The 17,629-nt window shown below is 60.7% G+C and carries 14 protein-coding genes; 6 read left to right on the top strand and 8 right to left on the bottom strand.

All coding sequences use genetic code 11. The features are described 5' to 3' along the window. Positions 1-18 precede the first annotated feature (18 nt). From HY962_12735 to HY962_12720, 4 genes are all read right to left on the bottom strand, one after another. Positions 19-858 carry a hypothetical protein gene (locus HY962_12735; protein MBI5647788.1) on the bottom strand — a complete coding sequence of 280 codons (840 nt, stop codon included), beginning with the start codon at positions 856-858 and terminating at the stop codon, positions 19-21. A 98-nt stretch (positions 859-956) separates the two neighbouring features. Then, a complete protein-coding gene (locus HY962_12730) occupies positions 957-3,506 on the bottom strand; it encodes a hypothetical protein (protein MBI5647787.1) in 2,550 nt (849 codons plus the stop codon). Positions 3,507-3,543: 37 nt separating this feature from the next. Continuing rightward, entirely contained in the window at positions 3,544-4,311 is a 768-nt protein-coding gene (locus HY962_12725; GenBank protein MBI5647786.1) for a hypothetical protein, read from the bottom strand. Beyond that, positions 4,289-7,072, bottom strand: a complete 2,784-nt coding sequence (locus tag HY962_12720) for a valine--tRNA ligase (protein MBI5647785.1) — start codon at positions 7,070-7,072, stop codon at positions 4,289-4,291. The genes HY962_12725 and HY962_12720 overlap by 23 nt, the downstream gene beginning before the upstream one ends. A 310-nt stretch (positions 7,073-7,382) precedes the next feature. Here HY962_12720 and HY962_12715 point away from each other — a divergent pair, with 310 nt between their 5' ends. The 4 genes from HY962_12715 (at position 7,383) to HY962_12700 (ending at position 10,070) form a co-directional block, all read left to right on the top strand. Continuing rightward, positions 7,383-7,829 (top strand): Rieske (2Fe-2S) protein, encoded by a 447-nt coding sequence (locus HY962_12715; protein MBI5647784.1) that lies wholly within the window; start codon positions 7,383-7,385, stop codon positions 7,827-7,829. Positions 7,830-7,865: 36 nt separating this feature from the next. Then, positions 7,866-8,378 (top strand): Rieske 2Fe-2S domain-containing protein, encoded by a 513-nt coding sequence (locus HY962_12710; GenBank protein MBI5647783.1) that lies wholly within the window; start codon positions 7,866-7,868, stop codon positions 8,376-8,378. Then, the gene (locus HY962_12705; protein ID MBI5647782.1) at positions 8,375-9,493 is read left to right on the top strand and encodes a hypothetical protein; all 1,119 of its coding nucleotides are present in this window, start codon (positions 8,375-8,377) and stop codon (positions 9,491-9,493) included. Before HY962_12710 ends, HY962_12705 begins: the two co-directional genes overlap by 4 nt. A gap of 88 nt (positions 9,494-9,581) precedes the next feature. After that, entirely contained in the window at positions 9,582-10,070 is a 489-nt protein-coding gene (locus HY962_12700) for a hypothetical protein (protein MBI5647781.1), read from the top strand. A gap of 23 nt (positions 10,071-10,093) precedes the next feature. On the opposite strand, the gene HY962_12695 is transcribed toward HY962_12700, so the two are convergent. The 3 genes from HY962_12695 to HY962_12685 all read right to left on the bottom strand — a co-directional run bounded on the left by HY962_12695 (position 10,094) and on the right by HY962_12685 (position 12,239). Beyond that, entirely contained in the window at positions 10,094-10,639 is a 546-nt protein-coding gene (locus tag HY962_12695) for a TlpA family protein disulfide reductase (GenBank protein MBI5647780.1), read from the bottom strand. A gap of 80 nt (positions 10,640-10,719) precedes the next feature. Continuing rightward, positions 10,720-10,953, bottom strand: coding sequence for a DUF1858 domain-containing protein (locus HY962_12690; GenBank protein ID MBI5647779.1), 234 nt, complete (start codon positions 10,951-10,953; stop codon positions 10,720-10,722). 134 nt (positions 10,954-11,087) lie between these two features. Further along, positions 11,088-12,239, bottom strand: coding sequence for a 4-phosphoerythronate dehydrogenase (locus HY962_12685; protein ID MBI5647778.1), 1,152 nt, complete (start codon positions 12,237-12,239; stop codon positions 11,088-11,090). Positions 12,240-12,449: 210 nt separating this feature from the next. On the opposite strand from HY962_12685, the gene HY962_12680 reads away from it, so the two are divergent. Both HY962_12680 and HY962_12675 read left to right on the top strand, forming a co-directional pair. Beyond that, positions 12,450-14,099, top strand: a complete 1,650-nt coding sequence (locus tag HY962_12680; GenBank protein MBI5647777.1) for a DUF1800 domain-containing protein — start codon at positions 12,450-12,452, stop codon at positions 14,097-14,099. Positions 14,100-14,136: 37 nt separating this feature from the next. After that, positions 14,137-15,717, top strand: a complete 1,581-nt coding sequence (locus tag HY962_12675; protein ID MBI5647776.1) for a DUF1501 domain-containing protein — start codon at positions 14,137-14,139, stop codon at positions 15,715-15,717. Positions 15,718-15,858: 141 nt separating this feature from the next. Here HY962_12675 and HY962_12670 read toward each other — a convergent pair whose 3' ends face one another. Continuing rightward, positions 15,859-17,562 carry an acyl--CoA ligase gene (locus HY962_12670; GenBank protein ID MBI5647775.1) on the bottom strand — a complete coding sequence of 568 codons (1,704 nt, stop codon included), beginning with the start codon at positions 17,560-17,562 and terminating at the stop codon, positions 15,859-15,861. Positions 17,563-17,629 lie beyond the last annotated feature (67 nt).

The following is a 17,629-nucleotide window of genomic DNA, read 5'->3' as shown; positions in this document are numbered from 1 at the left end:
CGGCGCTCACTTTTTATGTCATTCGGGAATCGACGTCATCGACGCTCCCTGATACTTGTCGTCGATCCACACGCCTTCCTGTGCAATTTCGCCGTGGCGATCGTACATCACCCCGCGACCGTGACGTTTACTGTGTTTCCATCCGCCGCGGTACACGCCGCCGTCGGGGAAAAGCCACGAACCGTACCCCTGGTATTCACCCTCGAGATACATACCGTCATATTTCGAACGCTCAGAAAAGGTGGACACGCCGTAGCCGTGTTGCACTCCGCCACTCCAATCGCCCACATAACTTTTCCCATCGGCCCAGTACATCGTCCCGAATCCGCTGTAACGTCCCGCGCAAAACTCACCCACGTATCGGTCGCCTCCCGGCAGCAACATGGTCCCGCTCCCGTGTCTCCGATCTTCCTCCCACGTTCCGAAAAACATACGCCCGTCGCTCAGGAGCTGCACACCGTTCCCGCACCGCAACCCGTCGCGCCACTCACCCACGTAGACTTCGCCGTAGAGATACGTGTACTGCCCCTCGCCTTCCATCCGTCCGTCGATAAAATCACCGACGTACCTCTCGCCATTTGGGAAAACCAATTCCCCCTTACCCGTCCGCCTGTCACGCAACCATGCTCCCGCATACTGCCGGCCGGTGGGAAACGTGATCGTTCCGATGCCATGCCGCAGACCGTTTTCGAAGGATCCGGAATATTTGCGGCCATCGTCCCAGAACATTGTACCATTTCCATTGATACAATCGCCGCTCAGGCAGATGCCGGGAATATCCTGCCCTAGCAAGTATGTGGGCGCAATTTCTGGAAGGATGACACACAGGGAGGACAGGAAGAATTGAACTATTTTCATGGCAGATCCCCAAACGTTGGTGAGTATGTCTCTGCCGTGAAATTATTTCATATAGTGTGCCGAACTGTTCTTATAACCGTAAATGTCGTGCAATTATTTCATTCCGTGACCGCAAGCTTGCGCACAGACACAATCTTCTCACCGCGGAGCACCACGCAGTGATAGATTCCCGAAGACGATGCACCGAGCGGCATGATGGTGTTGTAACTGCCTGGTGTTTCGAATGATCTCCGCAATTCATTCATTTTACGACCGTTTGCGTCATACATCTGAACTGTTACTTCCGTCGGTTTTTCGACACGGATCGGAAGAACGAAGCTGTTTTCTCCCCTGAGCAGAGGATTCGGGTACAGCGCCCCGACCGAAAATTCTTCCGCCAAAGGAGAACGTTGTGTATCCAAAAGAGAGTAGCTGCTCTTAAAAACTCCCCTGCCATGTGTCGCCGCAAAAAGAGTCCCGTCTTTTCGCACCTGCAAGTCAGCAATAGTGACATTGCCCATTGCAGAATTTGCAGGAGTCCAGGTGGCTCCTCCATCCTCGGTCATAAACACGCCGACATCCGTCCCCACATACAATTTAGAAGTGTTTCCGGGATGGAACACAATGGTATTTGCCGGGGCATCAGGCAAGGTGGCAAGTGTGTCCGAACCGGAGGCGTTTGTCCATTGTGCACCGAAATTGGAGGTTTTATAGACATGGCCCGCTCTGAATCCGCTGAATGTAATGTACGCGACGGCAGGATCGGTGGGATTGACGGCCAGATCCGTTATATACCGAACCGGGAGTCCGGTGGTGACACGCGTCCAGTTTCCCCCGCCATTTGTCGTCACGTACACCACACCCGATGAGGAGCCGGTGTACACCACGGAGGGATTGCTTTTCGACACACCGATCGCCGTGATGAAGCCATTGTTGCTCAGATCCGGACTGACGGGCGTCCATAACTCTGCGGCGTTGGTAGTGCGATACATCCTGTACGTGCCGGCGTACAACACCTTGGGATCGGACGGATCCATTTCGAAGGGGGGCAGAAATGCGCAGCGGTCGGTGGTCCCTCCTTCCGCGCTTCGCGGAATTCCGTTCATCTTCGACTGAAAGGTTCCGGCGGAGCCCGACAGGGTGGACTTCATAAAATCCAGATAATACAGTTCGGCGTACATGATGCGCGGATCGGAATAATCGATAGCGGTGGCGCCTCCGTCACCGCCCGTGACATCCAGCCAGGACGGGCCGGAGGAGACTCGCAGATTGCCGTTGTCGATGGTGCCGCCCAGCACCACATCGTTTGTCGGGTGCGGTGTTCCACTGTGGAACTGCGTCGTGACGAGTCCGGCGTTTGCGTCGATCCAGCTCAGACCGCTTGTATTGGTGCGGTAGATACCGCCGTCGCAGGCGGCGAACAACTGCGCGGGAGTCTTGTGATTAAAAAGCAGCGCGTGCTGATCGGCATGAACGTACCCGTAGCCCGCGGCGGGATACCAGTTCGACATCTGCTTCCAGGTGGATCCGCCATTCGTGGATCGATACAAGTCGATGCCGCCCGCCCACACCTGATTCGGATTGGTGGGATGTACGGTGAGCACCGAATTGTACTGCCCCTGCTCGCGCATGTAATCGTCGCCATCGAGTTCACTACGCGGGATCGTGACGGCCGTCCAGGTATCGCCCCTGTTGCTGCTGCGATACACTCCCGCGCACGACTCGTCAGTCGCGGTAAAAGCGGCGTACACGACATCGCCGTTTGAGGGCGCGGCCGCAAGCTGTATGCGAGAAAAATTCGTAGCGGTGATGCCCGAGACCTTCGGTCCTTCCCATGTGGCGCCGTGATCCGTTGACCGAAATATTCCGACACCCTCGATCGAGCAATAGACCAGACCTTCCGTCGTGCGGCTGAACACCGACATCATCCCGCGTATGGCCGAGAATGTCACACGCAGCCGCACCCACGAATCGCCGCCGTCGCTGCTGCGCATGATGCCGGCCTTTGTCGCCGCCAACACGATGCGCGGATCGAAGGGATCGAAGGCGATGTCGAAGACAAATTCGAAGTTCGGGATGGCGGTGGCCGGGATTAATTCCCACGTCGCTCCCGCGTCACGGCTGCGGTATATGCCGCGTCCATAAGCGAACGAATCCTGCCAGAGAACGAAACCCTCGCCGTTGCCCGCAAGCACCGTCGACGGATCCGTCGGATGCACCGCGATGCTGCCAATACGCAGATTCGGCAGAAAGTCGTCGAGCGGCCGCCAGGTCGTGCCCGCGTCCGTCGTTTTCCAGATGCCTCCGCCGGCGCTGCCAGCGTACAGAATCGCTGGATTCGTGGGATCCATCGCGAGCGATCGGATACGCCCGGCGATGTTGGAAGGACCCAGCGACACCCACGTCCATGCATCCGCAGTCTTCTGCATCGGTGCGGGGCGCATGCGGCGTATATGTTCCATCGCGTCCTCGCGCCAGCCGGCCGGAGCGGAGCCGTACGGCCAGACCCGCTGCGCGTAGAAAAACCTGTCGGCCTCCCCCGGCCTGTCGTGCGCGCGCAACGCGGTCCGCGGCGTCGTGTCATCGATGCCGGGTGCCGTCAGGAAAAGACACAGTGCCGCGCTCGCGGCCATGAGGGCCGCCCGCAGGCCGATCGTCGCGATTTTCATACCAGTATATCCTTTGTTCTGCGCCCCCGGCGCCGGATCAGAACGGTTGATAGGCAACCGTCACAAGAAATTTGTAGAACACCGCCTTGATCGGGTGTTCGGTCGAGAGTTTTTGCGGACTGTAATCGACCTGCACGGAGGGTATCACGTACAGATTCCGCAGTGGTACAAACGCGTATTCGGCGCCGAGCACGAGAGAGGTGCGCATGGACGCCGCGCCCGCAAGATCGCCGTCCTCGTACATATACGACACGCCGGTCTGATATTCGGTTTCGATGAGCCGCACGCGCTTCGAGCGGACGTAGTTGAAACTCGGTCCCACAAACACACGCTCACCGTCCTGGCGACCGATCAGGCGCACAAGTACGTCGACATGGAAGAGGTCGTAGCGCAGTGTCAGTTCATCGCCGATGTCGCCATACCCCTGAATCGATTTCAAACTGTCCTGCCGGCCCGAGAAAAACACCGTCTGCGTGCCGTGCCATCCGGCGCGCAGGTACAGCGAGGCGTCGGAAAAGACCGGGATGTTAATCGACACGCCGTACGGCATGTTGAAGCTGCTCTCCTCGGCGACGAAGGTGCGGTCCCCGACCCCGAAATACCCGCCGCTGAACACGTTAAGCGCCGCGCCGGTGAAGGCCGAAATCTGCCATCCGTTAACGAGCGGCGGCGGAGGCACAGTGGGTGATTCCGGTTCCGTCTGCGCGCGCAGCAGGACCGGCACGATGAACACACACGCGGCGATCAGCGCGGCTGTACGCCGCACCGATACGCCCTGTGTGTCATTCCGTTTCGAGACTGGCAAGGTTCGCCTTGAGTTTCGCAAGAGTTGTTTCGGCATTGGCCTGTTTCGCGCGCTCCTTTTCAACAACATCGGCGGGCGCGGACGATACAAACTTGTCATTCGACAGTTTCGAAACAATGCCACGCAGCATGCCCTCGACGCGGTCGATTTCCTTCGCCAGGCGGGCACGTTCCTTCGTGATGTCGATCAGTCCTTCGAGCGGCAGGAACACGTCGTCGCCCGCGACAACCACGCTGGCGGAGAGCCGCGGCCGCGCGAGTCCGTCGCCCGCCTGCACGGTGCCGATGCGCGCGAGGCGCTCCAGGAAATGCGTGTTCTCGAGAATCGCGCGCCGGTGCTCCTCGCCGCGGCAGTTCACCACGAGATCGCAGGGCCGCGAGGGTGGCACATTCATCTCGCCGCGGATGCCGCGCACGGCCTCGACAAGCGACTGCAGATACGACATTGTGGCGTCGGCCTCCTCGTCCACTGCGGCGGGATTGTAGGCCGGAAGCCGCACGTCCATGATGCTGAGCTCATCGCGTCCGGGTTCGAGTTTGTGCCAGAGTTCCTCGGTGATGAACGGCATGAAGGGGTGCAGCAGCGTGAGCATCGATTCGAAGACGTTCAGCGCGCGACCGAGAGCCACACGCTGCAGTTTCTCGTCGTCCGCGTAGAGGCGGTCCTTGATCAGTTCGATGTACCAGTCGCAGAAGTCGTGCCACACGAATTCATACAGCGCCTTCGATGCGTCGTTCACGCGGTACCGCGTCATCGCCTCACGCAGCGCGGCGATGGTCTCGTGCAGGCGGCTGAAAATCCAGCGGTCTTCGATGCCCATCGAGCCCGGGGCGAGCGCCAGTTCCTGCGCGCCGGCAGGGGCTTGCCAGGCGCCGTCGCGCCACGTCCAACCCGTCCGCGTCTCGACCGCAGTCTTGTTCATGAGGAGGAAACGCGCGGCGTTCCAGATCTTGTTCGCGAAGTTCCGCCCGAGTTCACACTTCGATGTGGAGAAGAGCACGTCCTGACCGAGCGGCGCGAGGTACACGACGGTGAAACGTAACGCGTCGGCGCCGTACTCAGCGATCACGTCGAGCGGATCGGGCGAGTTGCCGAGCGACTTCGACATCTTGCGCCCCTTCTCGTCACGGATGATACTCGTGAAATACACATCGTGGAAGGGCACGAGGTCGCGTGCTTCGACACGCGGGGAGCCGTCGGCCAAGGGCACGTCACGCATGAATTCGAGTCCGGCCATGATCATGCGCGCGACCCAGAAGAAGATGATGTCGGGTCCCGTGACCAGCAGCTTCGTCGGATAGAAGTACCGCAGATCGATGCTGTCCTGCGGCCAGTGATGGACGCTGAAGGGCCAGAGCCACGACGAGAACCAGGTATCGAGCACATCCTCGTCCTGCCGCACACCGGGCGCGCCGCATGCGGGACAGTTGCCCGGATTTTCGTGCAACGCATCCTGCCATCCGCAGGTGTCGCAATAAAACACCGGGATGCGATGCCCCCACCAGAGCTGGCGCGAGATGGTCCAGTCGCGGATGTTTGTCATCCAATGTTCGTACACTTTGGTCCATCTCTCGGGATGGAATTTTACGACCCCGTCGCGCACTACCTGCAGGGCGGGTTCGGCGAGCGGTTTCATGCTCACGAACCACTGGTCCGACAGATACGGTTCAACCGGCACGTGTGTGCGGTAGCTGTATCCCACCGCGTGTGTGTGTTCGTCGATTTTTTCGACGAGGCCGAGGGCCTCGAGGTCGGCAACAACACGCGCGCGCGCATCGAAACGGTCGAGTCCGGCGTACACGCCGCCGTTTTCGTTGATCGACGCATCGACACTCATGACGTTGATCTGCGGGAGCGCGTGCCGCAGTCCTACTTCAAAATCGTTGGGGTCGTGCGCGGGGGTGATCTTCACAACCCCGGTCCCGAAGCTGCGGTCCACATACTCGTCGGCCACTACCGGAATCTCGCGGTTCATCAGCGGCAGCATCACGGATGTGCCTATGTACGCGGCATACCGCTCATCGTCGGGATGCACCGCCACGGCGGTGTCGCCGAGCATGGTTTCGGGACGCGTGGTGGCAACAACAAGAAATTTTGTGCTGCTCGGCACGCCGTTTTCGATGAGCGGATATCGGAAGTGATAGAGTTTGCCCTGCTGTTCGCGGTGCTCCACTTCCTCGTCCGACAACGCCGTGTGAGAGACGGGATCCCAGTTGATGATGCGTTTGCCGCGGTAGATGAGTCCGCGGCGGTACAGGCGTATGAAGGACTCGCGCACCGCGACACTCAGTGTGGGATCGAGGGTGAAGACCAGGCGGTCCCAATCGCAGGACACACCCAGCTTGCGGAGCTGGGCGAGGATGATGTTGCCGTATTTGTCGCGCCATTCCCAGACGCGCTTCAAAAATTCTTCCCTGCCCAGATCGTGACGACTCAGACCTTCCTGCTTTTTCAGTTCCTTCTCGACCACGGTCTGTGTCGCTATCCCCGCGTGATCGGTGCCCGGTATCCAGCAGGCCTGCTCGCCGTCAAGCCGGTGCCAGCGGATAAAAATGTCCTGCAACGTGTTGTTGAGAACATGCCCCATCGTGAGCATGCCGGTGATATTCGGTGGCGGAATGACGACGGTGTACGGATTCGCGCCCTGCCCCGCCTCGGCGTGGAACAGCTTTTTGTTTTCCCAAGACGCATACCAGCGGTCTTCCACGGCGGATGCCGCGTAGGCGCTGTCGATTGTTTCTGGTGTGTCGTTATTGCTCATTTTTTCTCCGATACGTCCGGGAAAAATACGAAAATGTTGCGTGGCGAGGAAGTTGGAGATTAGGAGTTAGGAGTTGGGATGAGGGACGGGGGACTAGGGACGGGGGAGTAATGTTGTTTCTAGATCCTAGATCCTAGATCCTAGATCTTCACTCCTGTATTCTGAATGCTGAATTCTCCCGCTGGGAACATGTTTCCGCTGGTCGTTGTTACAAAGAGTGACCTCTCTTTATCGTGCCGCCGCCATGTTCCGAGTACCACGCAGTGTCCGCTCGGGAGCCAGACACTTACAATCATCAAGGAGCTATGGTATGAACAACGACGACATGCAGGAAACAACACGGCGCGGCTTTATGGCGCGGATCGCGGCTATCGGCGCCGGAGCGCTGATGGGGGGTGCGATGTTTCCGCAGTTCGGGCAGGCGGCCCTGCAGGACAAAAAGACGGTGCTGACCACGGTGAAACTCGCTGAGCACGAGGCCCTCGCGGAGATCGGCGGCTCGATTCTGATCAAGGGAACGGAACAGGGCGATATTCTGGTCGTGCGCGCGGCGAAGGACAAGTACACGGCGATGAGCAACATCTGCCCGCACAAGGAGTGCAAGGTCAAGGTGAAGAGTGCCGAGTTGATCCAGTGCCCGTGCCATAAATCGGCCTACAGCATCGAGGGCAAATATCAGTCGGGACCCGCAAAGAAAGACCTGCTCGCTTTTCCCGTCGCGCTGAAAGATGGTGTGCTGACGGTTTATGCCGGTTGACCGGCACCCCCATTCACATCGTCCCTGGAGATGAGCATGAACAATGAACCGCGCGATGATGCGCGCCGCACTTTCATGAAGCGCCTGCTCGGCGCGGCCGGAGGCCTGGTTCTCGCGTCGGGTGTGCTGCCCGCAAGCGGCTGCGAAGAAGTGACACTCAAGAATCCCACGGGTCCGGTGCCCTCGACCGGACTCAGCATCGACAACGGCGTGCTGCGCATCGACACCGCGGCCGACGGCCTGTCGGCACTTACGGGTATCAACGGCTACCTGCTGGTGTCCGGCCTCGCCGGACTCCCCGAAAAAATTCTCGTGATCCGCACGAGTGCAACCGAGGCCTCCGCACTGTCGGAGATCTGCACGCATCAGGGATGCTCCGTCAGCCCGGGATCAACGGGCGTACTCGGATCCGATCGCCTTGTCTGTCCATGCCACGGATCCACCTTCATGGCCTCGAACGGTACGGTCGTCAAGGGTCCGGCCGCATCGGGACTCAAGTCCTATCCCGCCAGCGTCAGCGGCGCGATCATCTCGGTGGTGCTCGCATGAAGTCCGCCGTGCTCGTGCTCCTTGCCGTCGCCGTGTTCCTTCCCAGCGCGGGCTCCGCACTCCCCCGCTTCGCATTGACCGGCGGACAGACCTGCTCGTCCTGTCACGTGATGAGTTCCGGCGGCGGAATACGAAACGAAGGCGGATTCACCACGATGAAACGCACCGGGCTGTGGTCGCTGTACGAGGCGCCAGAATCGAACACGCTGTTCACGGAGCAATTGTCGTGGGGCTTTGACATCCGCAATCAGACGGCGTACCGCTATGATCCCGAGAGGCGCGATTTTGTACGCCGGCCCTTCTTCATGCAGATCATGCCGTACGTGTCCTATCGCCCCATGGAGGAAGTGGAATTTGTCGGCGGCGTAAATCTGGTCAAGCCCGAATGGCCCTCGCAACAGCGCGCCACCGCGGCGATCATTGTGCGTCCGCTCGAAGAGCTTGCCATCGAGGCGGGATACTTTCAACCAGACGTGGGCCTACGTCACGACGATCACACGACGCTCACGCGCAGCACGCTCCGACTGTATCCGGGGTGGAACGAACTCGGTGCCTCCGTCGTCGCCGCACCGCTGGAGTGGCTTACCGTGACTGCGGGACTTTTTGATACGCGCAACAGGCGCGCGGAAATTTTCACACGCGGCACAGATCCCGTCATCGACAAAGGCGCGCCGCTGGTGACAGGCAAGCTGCATCTGCAGCACGCAGATTTCGACAAGGGCCTTAGCGGCTTCGCGGGCGCATCCTTCTTCCATGCCGGCGGCCAGGACATGGCCGGATTGTACGCCGGGATCGGACTCATCGAACGAGCGTCACTCACTGCGGAATACGTGACCATGCGGAGCACGACATCAGGCAACAACGGCGAGTCCACCGAGCGCGCGTTTTCCATAGGCGCGTCGTACGATATCGTGGAGGCGTTCGCCCTCACGGCGCGGTACGAGGAGGCGCGGCATGGCTATGAAGGCGGCGGCAGCGGCAGTACGAAACAATACGTGCTCGGCGCGCAGATTTTTGTGCTGCCCTCGCTGGAGCTGCGGCCCGAGTACCGTTGGCGCGATACTCCCACATCGCGCATCGCGCAGTGGGGCGGACAGGTGCATCTCTTTTTCTGAGCATCCGTCCGCAATCACCTCACACCCCCAGATTTTTTTCACACCGCCACCGCCATCGTGCCTCTCGATTCGCACACAGGAGATTGACATGGAACTGTTCCTCGCGCAAAACCACGCGCCCATGACGCATCTGCCCATTGCTGCCGCAATACTCGCGGCCGTTGCCGCGGTGCTGGCGATATTCATCCACAAACCCCAACTGTCCTGGGCGTGGGCCATGCTGTCGATCGTCGCCATGGTGACTGTAATTCCGACCATACTCACGGGCATTCACGCCGCGAAGGGCCGCGGGTACATCGAGCAGGGCATCATGGTGGCCGACACGCCCGACAATGCCGACGTCGTGCTGCATCAGCGGCTCGGCATCAGCGGAGCCATTGTGGGACTGGTGTTCCTGTCACTCGGTGTGCTGCACCTGCGGGGACGAAAAGTGAACCGCTGGCTCGCCGCTGTCGTCGCCGTCACTCTCGCGATACTGTGGGGCGTGGGCGGGCACATGGGTGGCCGCGCGAGCTGGGGACCCGACACCTTCCCCGCGTACGAACACCTGACAACGCCGGACGCGGGCGCGCAATAACTACGCGCCTTCCGGCGCTGGTTTTACAACAGCGCTTCGATCTTCTGTTCCCAATACGACCGCGGCATCATGCCGACTTCGGTGGCACGAATGATGCCTTCGCGGTCGACAAGAAACGTGGTCGGAATACTCTGGATGTTGCCGTACTTCGCGGCGACATCGGGCGATCCGAATAATACAAAGTAGTTGATCGGATTCGAGGTGAGATACGTGTGCACCGCGTCCTGATCGTCGTCGAGCGAGATGCCGAGTATCTCGAAACCCCGCTCGCCGTACGTCTTTTGGAAATCCATGAAGTCCGGAATCTCCTTCTTGCACGGCGGGCACCACGTGGCCCAGAAATTCACCATCACCACCTTGCCCTTGAACTCCGAGAGCGACACTTTCTCGTCTTCGACGGAGAGCAGTGTAAAATCCGGAGCAGGTGCTCCGATTTCCGCCGATGCGCCCACGGGGGTCACCGCGTCGGTTCGTGGTGCCTTCTTGCACGCCGGGAGTCCGGCAACGAGGATGAGGGCGCTGAAGAGCGAGAGCGCGCGAAAGAGAATCGGGGCGGGTCGGAAAATCATGCGAGGACTCCGGTGCTGTTGCATTCGGGCTGAAATCTACAAAGGAAAATCGTCGAAGTCACCTGCGCGTGCCGTCCAGTTCACGCGGAAACGACACTCTTGCGCAGCGCGGCAAGCACGGCCTCGGCACGATCCCCGGTAATGCCCTTCTCCTTCATGGCATCACCGAGCGTGCCCCACAGCGGCTCACCACAGCGCAGGCAGCGCACACCATACTGCATAAGGAAACCGGCTGTCGCCGGAAATTGTGTGACGAGGTCTTCGATAGTCGTGTCCATGGTGATGGACTCGGGAGTGGTGATGGTCGTGTCCATGGAGTTGGACGCGGGAGTGGCGGAGGTCATTGGGTTTATCTCTCGAGAACGGGATACAAATCTGAGCACTTCCCCTCGGCGACAGGCGGCTGGAGGGACGCACAGAGTGTGATGCCGGCCGCGGGCGTCCGGATTCAGCCGCGCTGCGCCAGGGCGGCGAGAACACGCGCGGCTTCGCGCGAATACGCGGTGAAGTCGATGAAACACGAGTGGAGTTCCCTTCGCGCGGGATACGAGGCCCGGTACGCGCTGAATGCCGCGCGTGCCTGGTCCTTTGGAAGTGCCGACATCGAGCGCAGCGCGCGGTCGTCGGCCCCGATGTCGAAACAGCCCGTCAGTGCCTCCGCGATTTCGCACACCGGAGGTCCGCCGCGTATCGCCCTGCGTCCGAGTGCCGAGGCAGGCGGCAGCGTGTCGAGATAATTCCACGCGGGCTGGACGGAGGCGAAGCGGCACAGCGCCTCATAGACCATTTGTGTACCGAGCATTTTTCCGTCGAGTGAATGGCCCGCGATATGGGGCGTGGCGATATCGGCCGCGCGCACGAGGCGCGGATCCGCGTACGGCTCATCGGGATATACATCGAACACCAGTCCGGAGAAACGGCCGCGCGCGTGCGCCCGCAGGAGCGCGTCGGTGTCAACGACGGCACCGCGCGCGGTGTTGATGAACACGGCCGTCGGATTCATGGCCTCGAACGCCGCGTCGCCAATCATGCCCTGTGTCGCGTACGGGCCCTCCGTGGTGAACGGCACATGCAGTGTCACGATATCGGCGGCGAGCGCCTCGTGCAGCGGTCGGTACTGTGCCCCTCCCCGTGCCGCTTCCAAAGGCGGATCATTCAGGATCACTCGCATGCCTGTTTTCTCTGCGAGATGAGCGACCCAGGTCCCCACATGTCCCGCACCCACAATGCCTATACGTGTATCGTGCAGCTTCCTTCCCTGCCTGCACGCCAGCACATACAGCGCGGTAAAGACATACTCGGCCACGGACAGTGCGTTGCTCCCCGCGGCGGACGCGAATCCAATACCGCGCTCGCGCAGCCAGGCAACATCCACATGTTCGACGCCCGCCGTGGCTGTCGCCACAAAAGCCACGGGCGTGCCGGCGAGCAGATCGGCATCCACACGCAGCGTGGAGCGGCAGAGCAGCACATCGGCTGTTGCGAGCAAAGAACGAAGCTGCGGGCCATCGTCCATCCCGTACAAGCGCACTGTCCCGAGAGCAGCGCAGGCCTCGGCGATGCCCGGTATGTTGGCGTCCGCGAGAATATTCAGAGACATCACATCCTTTTTGTCAGGTTTTTACTGTGTTTGATGTCCATCCTCCGTTCCGCTGCATAAACTACAATTTTTTCCACATTCCCGCTTGATTCTGTCGAAAAGAGGATATAAACTGTCTTCATTATTGACACACAGCACTCCCCTCTGCACCGACGAGCAGTCTTCGGTGCACAGGTGTCGTAGACCTTCCACCAGACCGAGGGCACGTATATGAACAGGAGACGATTTCTCGCAGGCGCGGGTCTCGCGGCTGCAGGCTCAGGACTTGCCGCGCGCGCGGCAACAGGCGCAGCAGCCGACGCGGCGACAGCGGGGCCGGATACTGGCGGCGGCGATCCGATACAGCGCGCGCTGGCCGAACGGAAAGGCAGCTTGAAGGGTCTACCCGAACCGCTCGCACTGCCGCGGCGCACCACCGCCGGATTGGAGCCGTACACGCCTCGCGCGGAAAAACCCTGGAACCGCCAACGTGCACAGTATCTGATTCGACGCACCATGTTCGGCGCGAGGAAACAGGACGTCGACATGGCGCTCGGGAAAACACCCGGCGAAGTCGTCGACATGCTGCTCGCCGACAGCGCGCTGCCCGCAGCTCCCGGCTCCTGGGTCACCCAGAACTACGTGTACGACCGCCTCGCCGACAACTCCGACGCCGAGAACAGGCAGTGGTTGAACGACCTCCGGTATTGGTGGACCGGTCTCCTGGTGAATCAGGAATTTTCCATCCGCGAAAAGATGGTGTACTTCTGGCACGACCACTGGTCCACCGAAACGCAGGATGTGATACAGCCGCATTTCAACTACTGGTTCCTCGATCTATTCCGCAAGAACTTCCTCGGCAATTTCAAGCAGATGGTCAACGCCGTCACCGTATCACCCGCGATGCTGGTGTACCTCGACGGACGCTACAATACCAAGTCGCGGCCCAACGAGAACTACGCGCGCGAGTTGATGGAGCTGCACACACTCGGCGAGGGCAACGGGTACACGGAGGACGACGTTAAGGCGGCGGCGCGTGGCCTCACCGGCTGGACGCTGAAAGATCTCGGCGCGCTCCCGAACGGGCGGCGCCAGTATTCTCCGAACGAGGCGGCGTACATCGCCTCGAATCACGATGCCACGGACAAGACGTTTATGGGCAGGACCGGCAACTGGCGCGAGACCGACGTGATCGATATCATCTTCACGGAAAGAAAAAACGAAGTCGCGCATTTCATCTGCCGCAAGTTGTACCGCCAGTTCGTCTACGAGATCGCCGACGAGACCATTGTCGATCAGCTCTCGGCCATGCTCCTTGCAAACAACTGGGATCTGCGCCCCGTCGTGACCACGCTGCTCAAAAGCGAACACTTCTTCGAGACAGCAAACATGGGTGCGCACATCACCTCGCCGCTCGAGCAGTACATCGGCGCGATCCGTACACTCGGCATCAGCACCACCGCCTTGTCCGATATCTACAACACCTGCGGCACGCTCGGTCTGCAGCTCCTGCAGCCGCCCAACGTGAAGGGCTGGCCCGAGTACCGGACCTGGATCACCGCGAGCCGTCTGTCCAGCAGATGGAACGCCACGGATCTGCTGATCGACGAGAGCAAGAAGACAAACTCGAAATTCCCGCTCGATCCCATCGCCTTCATCACGGCGATATCCACACCGACGGATCCGCGCAAGATCAACAAGGATGTGATCGAACTGTTCTTTGTCCTGACGCTGAACGACTATCAGACCGAGGTGCTCTTCGAAAAGTTCATGAGCGGATGGAAGGATTACGAATGGGATCCCACCAATCCGGGCGCTCCCGACCGCGTGCGGAATCTGCTCAAGGCCGCGCTGCGCAACAACGAAGCACAACTCATCTGACCAGCCCCGACGAACTCACGAGCAAGGACACACAGCCATGAAACGCAGATCCTTCATCAGCACGTCCGTCGCGGCAGGCCTCGCATCCACCGCCCTCGGACCCGTCTTCGATCCCTTCACCGCGCGCGCCTACGGCCGCCTCAATCCCCTCGCGCGCCTCGCGGCTGCCGCCGGCACGGGCCGCGTGCTCGTCGTCGTGCAGCTCGACGGCGGCAACGACGGCATCAACACCGTGGTGCCGCACGCCGATCCGCTGTACGCGCAGTTGCGCGGCGGTCTGGCGATCACCGATTCGCTGCGCATCAACGACACACTCGGATGGAATCCGGGCATGACCGGCGTGCGCGGCATGTACGATGCGGGGCGTGTCGCGGTGGTACAGAACGTGGGATACCCGAATCCCAACCGCTCTCATTTCCGCGCGACCGACATCTGGTTCACCGCGAGCAACAACACCAATCCTCCCGACGCGAACACGCTGTTGTACGACGGATGGCTGGGGCGGTATCTCGACCAGCGTTATCCCGGATATCCCGACACCACACCCGCACATCCGATGGCACTGCAGATCGGATCAACCACCGCGCTGCTGCTGCAGGGTCCGAAATACCCGATGGGCATGTCGGTGAGTGATCCCGAACAGTTCTACCGCATCATCGCGGGCACCGACATCAGCGGATCCGAGAAGCCCGATCTGAGTACGCCCGCCGGCCTGGAACTCGACTACATCCAGCGTATTGCCGCCGAGGCGATCTCGTACGCAAAACCCGTGCGCGACATTTTCAACGCGATGCCGAACAAGGTCACCTACGCGAGCGGCACCGTGGCGAATCAGTTGAAGATCGTCGCGCGCCTGATCGGGGGCGGACTCGACACGCCGATCTACATCATCTCTCAGCGCGGCTACGACACACATGCCGACCAGAAGCCGCGTCACCAGTCGCTGCTCGGCGATCTGAGCGCGGGCATCACCTCGTTCTTCGATGATCTCGCTGCGATGGGTGTGGCTGACCGCGTGCTGCTCATGACCGTGTCGGAATTCGGCCGCCGCGCGCAAGCCAACAATCTCGGCTCGGGCAAGGAAGGCACCGATCACGGAACGGCTCTGCCTGTGATCTTTGCCGGTCCGACATTAAAACCCGGCGTGTATGGCAACAATCCGGATCTCGGCAATCTGAAGAACGGCGACATCGTGCATCAATTCGATTTCAAGCAGCTCTATGCCAGCGTGTTGACGCAGTGGTTCGGCGCAAAACCCGCCGAGACCTCGCTGGTGCTGAAGGGTGACTTCTCGCCGCTAGACCTCTTCCCCGCTCCACCCGTCGGCACACAGTCGCCCGACACCGCGGGCTTCATGCTCGAGCAGAATTATCCCAATCCTGTTTCGTTGTCGGCCGCACCTGTGACGAACATCGGATACCGCACCGCTGGCGGGCGTACCTCACTGCGTGTGTACGACATGCAGGGCAAACTCGCCGCGACCGTTCTCGACACCGACGTCGCGCCCGGCCGTCACGAAGCGCGTTTCGACACACGCGCGCTCAGCGCGGGCACGTATGTGTATCGGCTTGAATCACGTGGTCTCGTTGAGACGAGGATGCTGGTGGTGTCGAGGTAGCTTTGGAAGATGGTAGTTGGTAGATGGTAGATGAGTAGATAGGTAGGCCGATCTACTGAGGCCGCGTGAGGAGACAGGATGAAGGAGACAGGAGACAGGTTTTATGCTGACTCGTGTCTCCTAACTCCTAGATACTAACTCCTAGCTCCTATCCTTAAACTGCGTCCCGCGCCAGGCGGCGAACTGGTCTTTCACTCTGTTCCGCTGGTACTTTCCCGTGGAGGTGACGGGAATGTCTTCCGAGAAGATCACAACTTTCGGTGTTTTCGAAAACGGCAGGTAGCGACGGCAGTGCGTGATGACGGCCTCGGCAGTGAGGTCGGGATCGGACCGGTGTACGAGCGCGCCAACTTCCTCGCCGTACCAGTCGTTCTCGAAACCAACGGCGATGCCCGCGCGCACGCCCGGGCAGGAGTTGATCACCTCGTCGATTTCCAGAGGCGCCAGATTCACGCCGCCGCGGATGATCAATTCCTTCAGGCGTCCGGTGATGAAGAAGAAGCGGCGCCCCTCGGTATCGCGCCGGTAGAAGCCCTCGTCGCCGCTGCGGAACCAGCCATGCGCAAACGTGGCGCTGTTGGCTTCTGGGTTTCCATAGTAATACTTCATCACGTTGGTGCCGCGCACCACGATCTCGCCGCGTTCGCCCTCGGGCACGTCGAGCCCCTCAGGAGTGTGTATGGCCATGTCGTTGCACGGCACGGGTATTCCGATCGAGGGGAAGCCGTGATCCTGCATCCAATGCCGGTGTTGCTCGGGTGAAAGATCCGTCGGCAGGAAACACGAGTAGCAGGTGGTCTCGGAGAGGCCGTAGCCGTGCACGATGGGGATGCCGAAGGCTGTTTCGAAACGATCCGCCAACTCGCAGGTAAGAGGTCCCGCCCCGCAGATGATGTGCCGGAAGCGCGACAGATCAAGGCGGGATGTTTCGACGTTTTCGTGCAGCAGGAACTGCAGCAGTGTGGGCACGACACTCGCAACATGCACGCGTTCGGCGGCGATGCGTTCGAAGAACGCGCCGGTATGGAATTTCTGATTGAGCACGAGACTGGCGCCCGCCACCATGGGTGTGAGAAGCGTGACCACCGTCCCGTTCACGTGATGCAGCGGCAGAACACACATCATCCGCTGGGTTGCATCGATGCCGTGCCAGCGTGCAATCTCGCACGCGTCGGCGAGCAGGTTGCCCTGGTCCAGGACAACACCCTTCGGCAGACCCGTCGTGCCCGATGTGTATACGATCAACGCATCGTCGTCGAGCGCGGGTGTCTCGTTCGGCGCAAAGGCGGGATCGCTCGAATCGAGTTCGTCGTGAAAGGACGGGAAGGTGCCGGACACATCCGTGCCGACTTCGATGATGTGCCGCAGCGCGGGCAGTTCGCCGCGCAGGTGGCGCAGGCGTTCGATGTATTGCGAGCGCACGAAGGCGAGCACCGCCTTCGAATGGTCGAGCACGTAAGCGATGCGGCGGTCGTCCTCGCCTGTGTTGATGGGCACTACCGCGGCTCCGAGCAGCCATGCGGCGAAGTACTGCACCACCACGCCGGGATGGTTGAAGCTCACCGTCGCGATACGGTCGCCCCTGCGCACGCCGAAACGGTGCAGCATGTGCGCCGTCTTCCGCACTAACTCGCCGAAACGCGCGTACGATACGACCACCCGTTCCCCGTTCTCAGGATAAAAGATGAGCCACTCCTTTTCTCCGTGCGCGTCGCAGTGGTGCGTTACGACGGATCCGATGTTGGGAAACTCGTGCGCGGGCGCGCCGGGCAGCGAGCGCGCGTGGAGGATGCGCGCGGCCGTGCCGTCGTCCGCCAGGTGGAAGGCCGAAGAATCGTCTTTCATACAGGTCCCGTGTTCAGTCTCGTGGATATCGTGCCGCGCCGTCCGCGCTCCCGTGCACTGACAGGCG

It is taken from the genome of Ignavibacteriota bacterium (genome assembly GCA_016218045.1).
GTDB lineage: Bacteria > Bacteroidota > Ignavibacteria > SZUA-365 > SZUA-365 > JACRFB01.
This window is presented reverse-complemented; position numbering and strand designations above follow the sequence as displayed.

What these genes read in the sequence shown, in the direction of transcription:
- HY962_12735 (MBI5647788.1), bottom strand. Translation starts at nt 858, where the DNA reads ATGAAAATAGTTCAATTCTTCCTGTCCTCCCTGTGTGTCATCCTTCCA.
- HY962_12730 (MBI5647787.1), bottom strand. Translation starts at nt 3,506, where the DNA reads ATGAAAATCGCGACGATCGGCCTGCGGGCGGCCCTCATGGCCGCGAGC.
- HY962_12720 (MBI5647785.1), bottom strand. Translation starts at nt 7,072, where the DNA reads ATGAGCAATAACGACACACCAGAAACAATCGACAGCGCCTACGCGGCA.
- HY962_12715 (MBI5647784.1), top strand. Translation starts at nt 7,383, where the DNA reads ATGAACAACGACGACATGCAGGAAACAACACGGCGCGGCTTTATGGCG.
- HY962_12710 (MBI5647783.1), top strand. Translation starts at nt 7,866, where the DNA reads ATGAACAATGAACCGCGCGATGATGCGCGCCGCACTTTCATGAAGCGC.
- HY962_12705 (MBI5647782.1), top strand. Translation starts at nt 8,375, where the DNA reads ATGAAGTCCGCCGTGCTCGTGCTCCTTGCCGTCGCCGTGTTCCTTCCC.
- HY962_12700 (MBI5647781.1), top strand. Translation starts at nt 9,582, where the DNA reads ATGGAACTGTTCCTCGCGCAAAACCACGCGCCCATGACGCATCTGCCC.
- HY962_12695 (MBI5647780.1), bottom strand. Translation starts at nt 10,639, where the DNA reads ATGATTTTCCGACCCGCCCCGATTCTCTTTCGCGCGCTCTCGCTCTTC.
- HY962_12690 (MBI5647779.1), bottom strand. Translation starts at nt 10,953, where the DNA reads ATGGACACGACCATCACCACTCCCGAGTCCATCACCATGGACACGACT.
- HY962_12685 (MBI5647778.1), bottom strand. Translation starts at nt 12,239, where the DNA reads ATGTCTCTGAATATTCTCGCGGACGCCAACATACCGGGCATCGCCGAG.
- HY962_12680 (MBI5647777.1), top strand. Translation starts at nt 12,450, where the DNA reads ATGAACAGGAGACGATTTCTCGCAGGCGCGGGTCTCGCGGCTGCAGGC.
- HY962_12675 (MBI5647776.1), top strand. Translation starts at nt 14,137, where the DNA reads ATGAAACGCAGATCCTTCATCAGCACGTCCGTCGCGGCAGGCCTCGCA.
- HY962_12670 (MBI5647775.1), bottom strand. Translation starts at nt 17,562, where the DNA reads ATGAAAGACGATTCTTCGGCCTTCCACCTGGCGGACGACGGCACGGCC.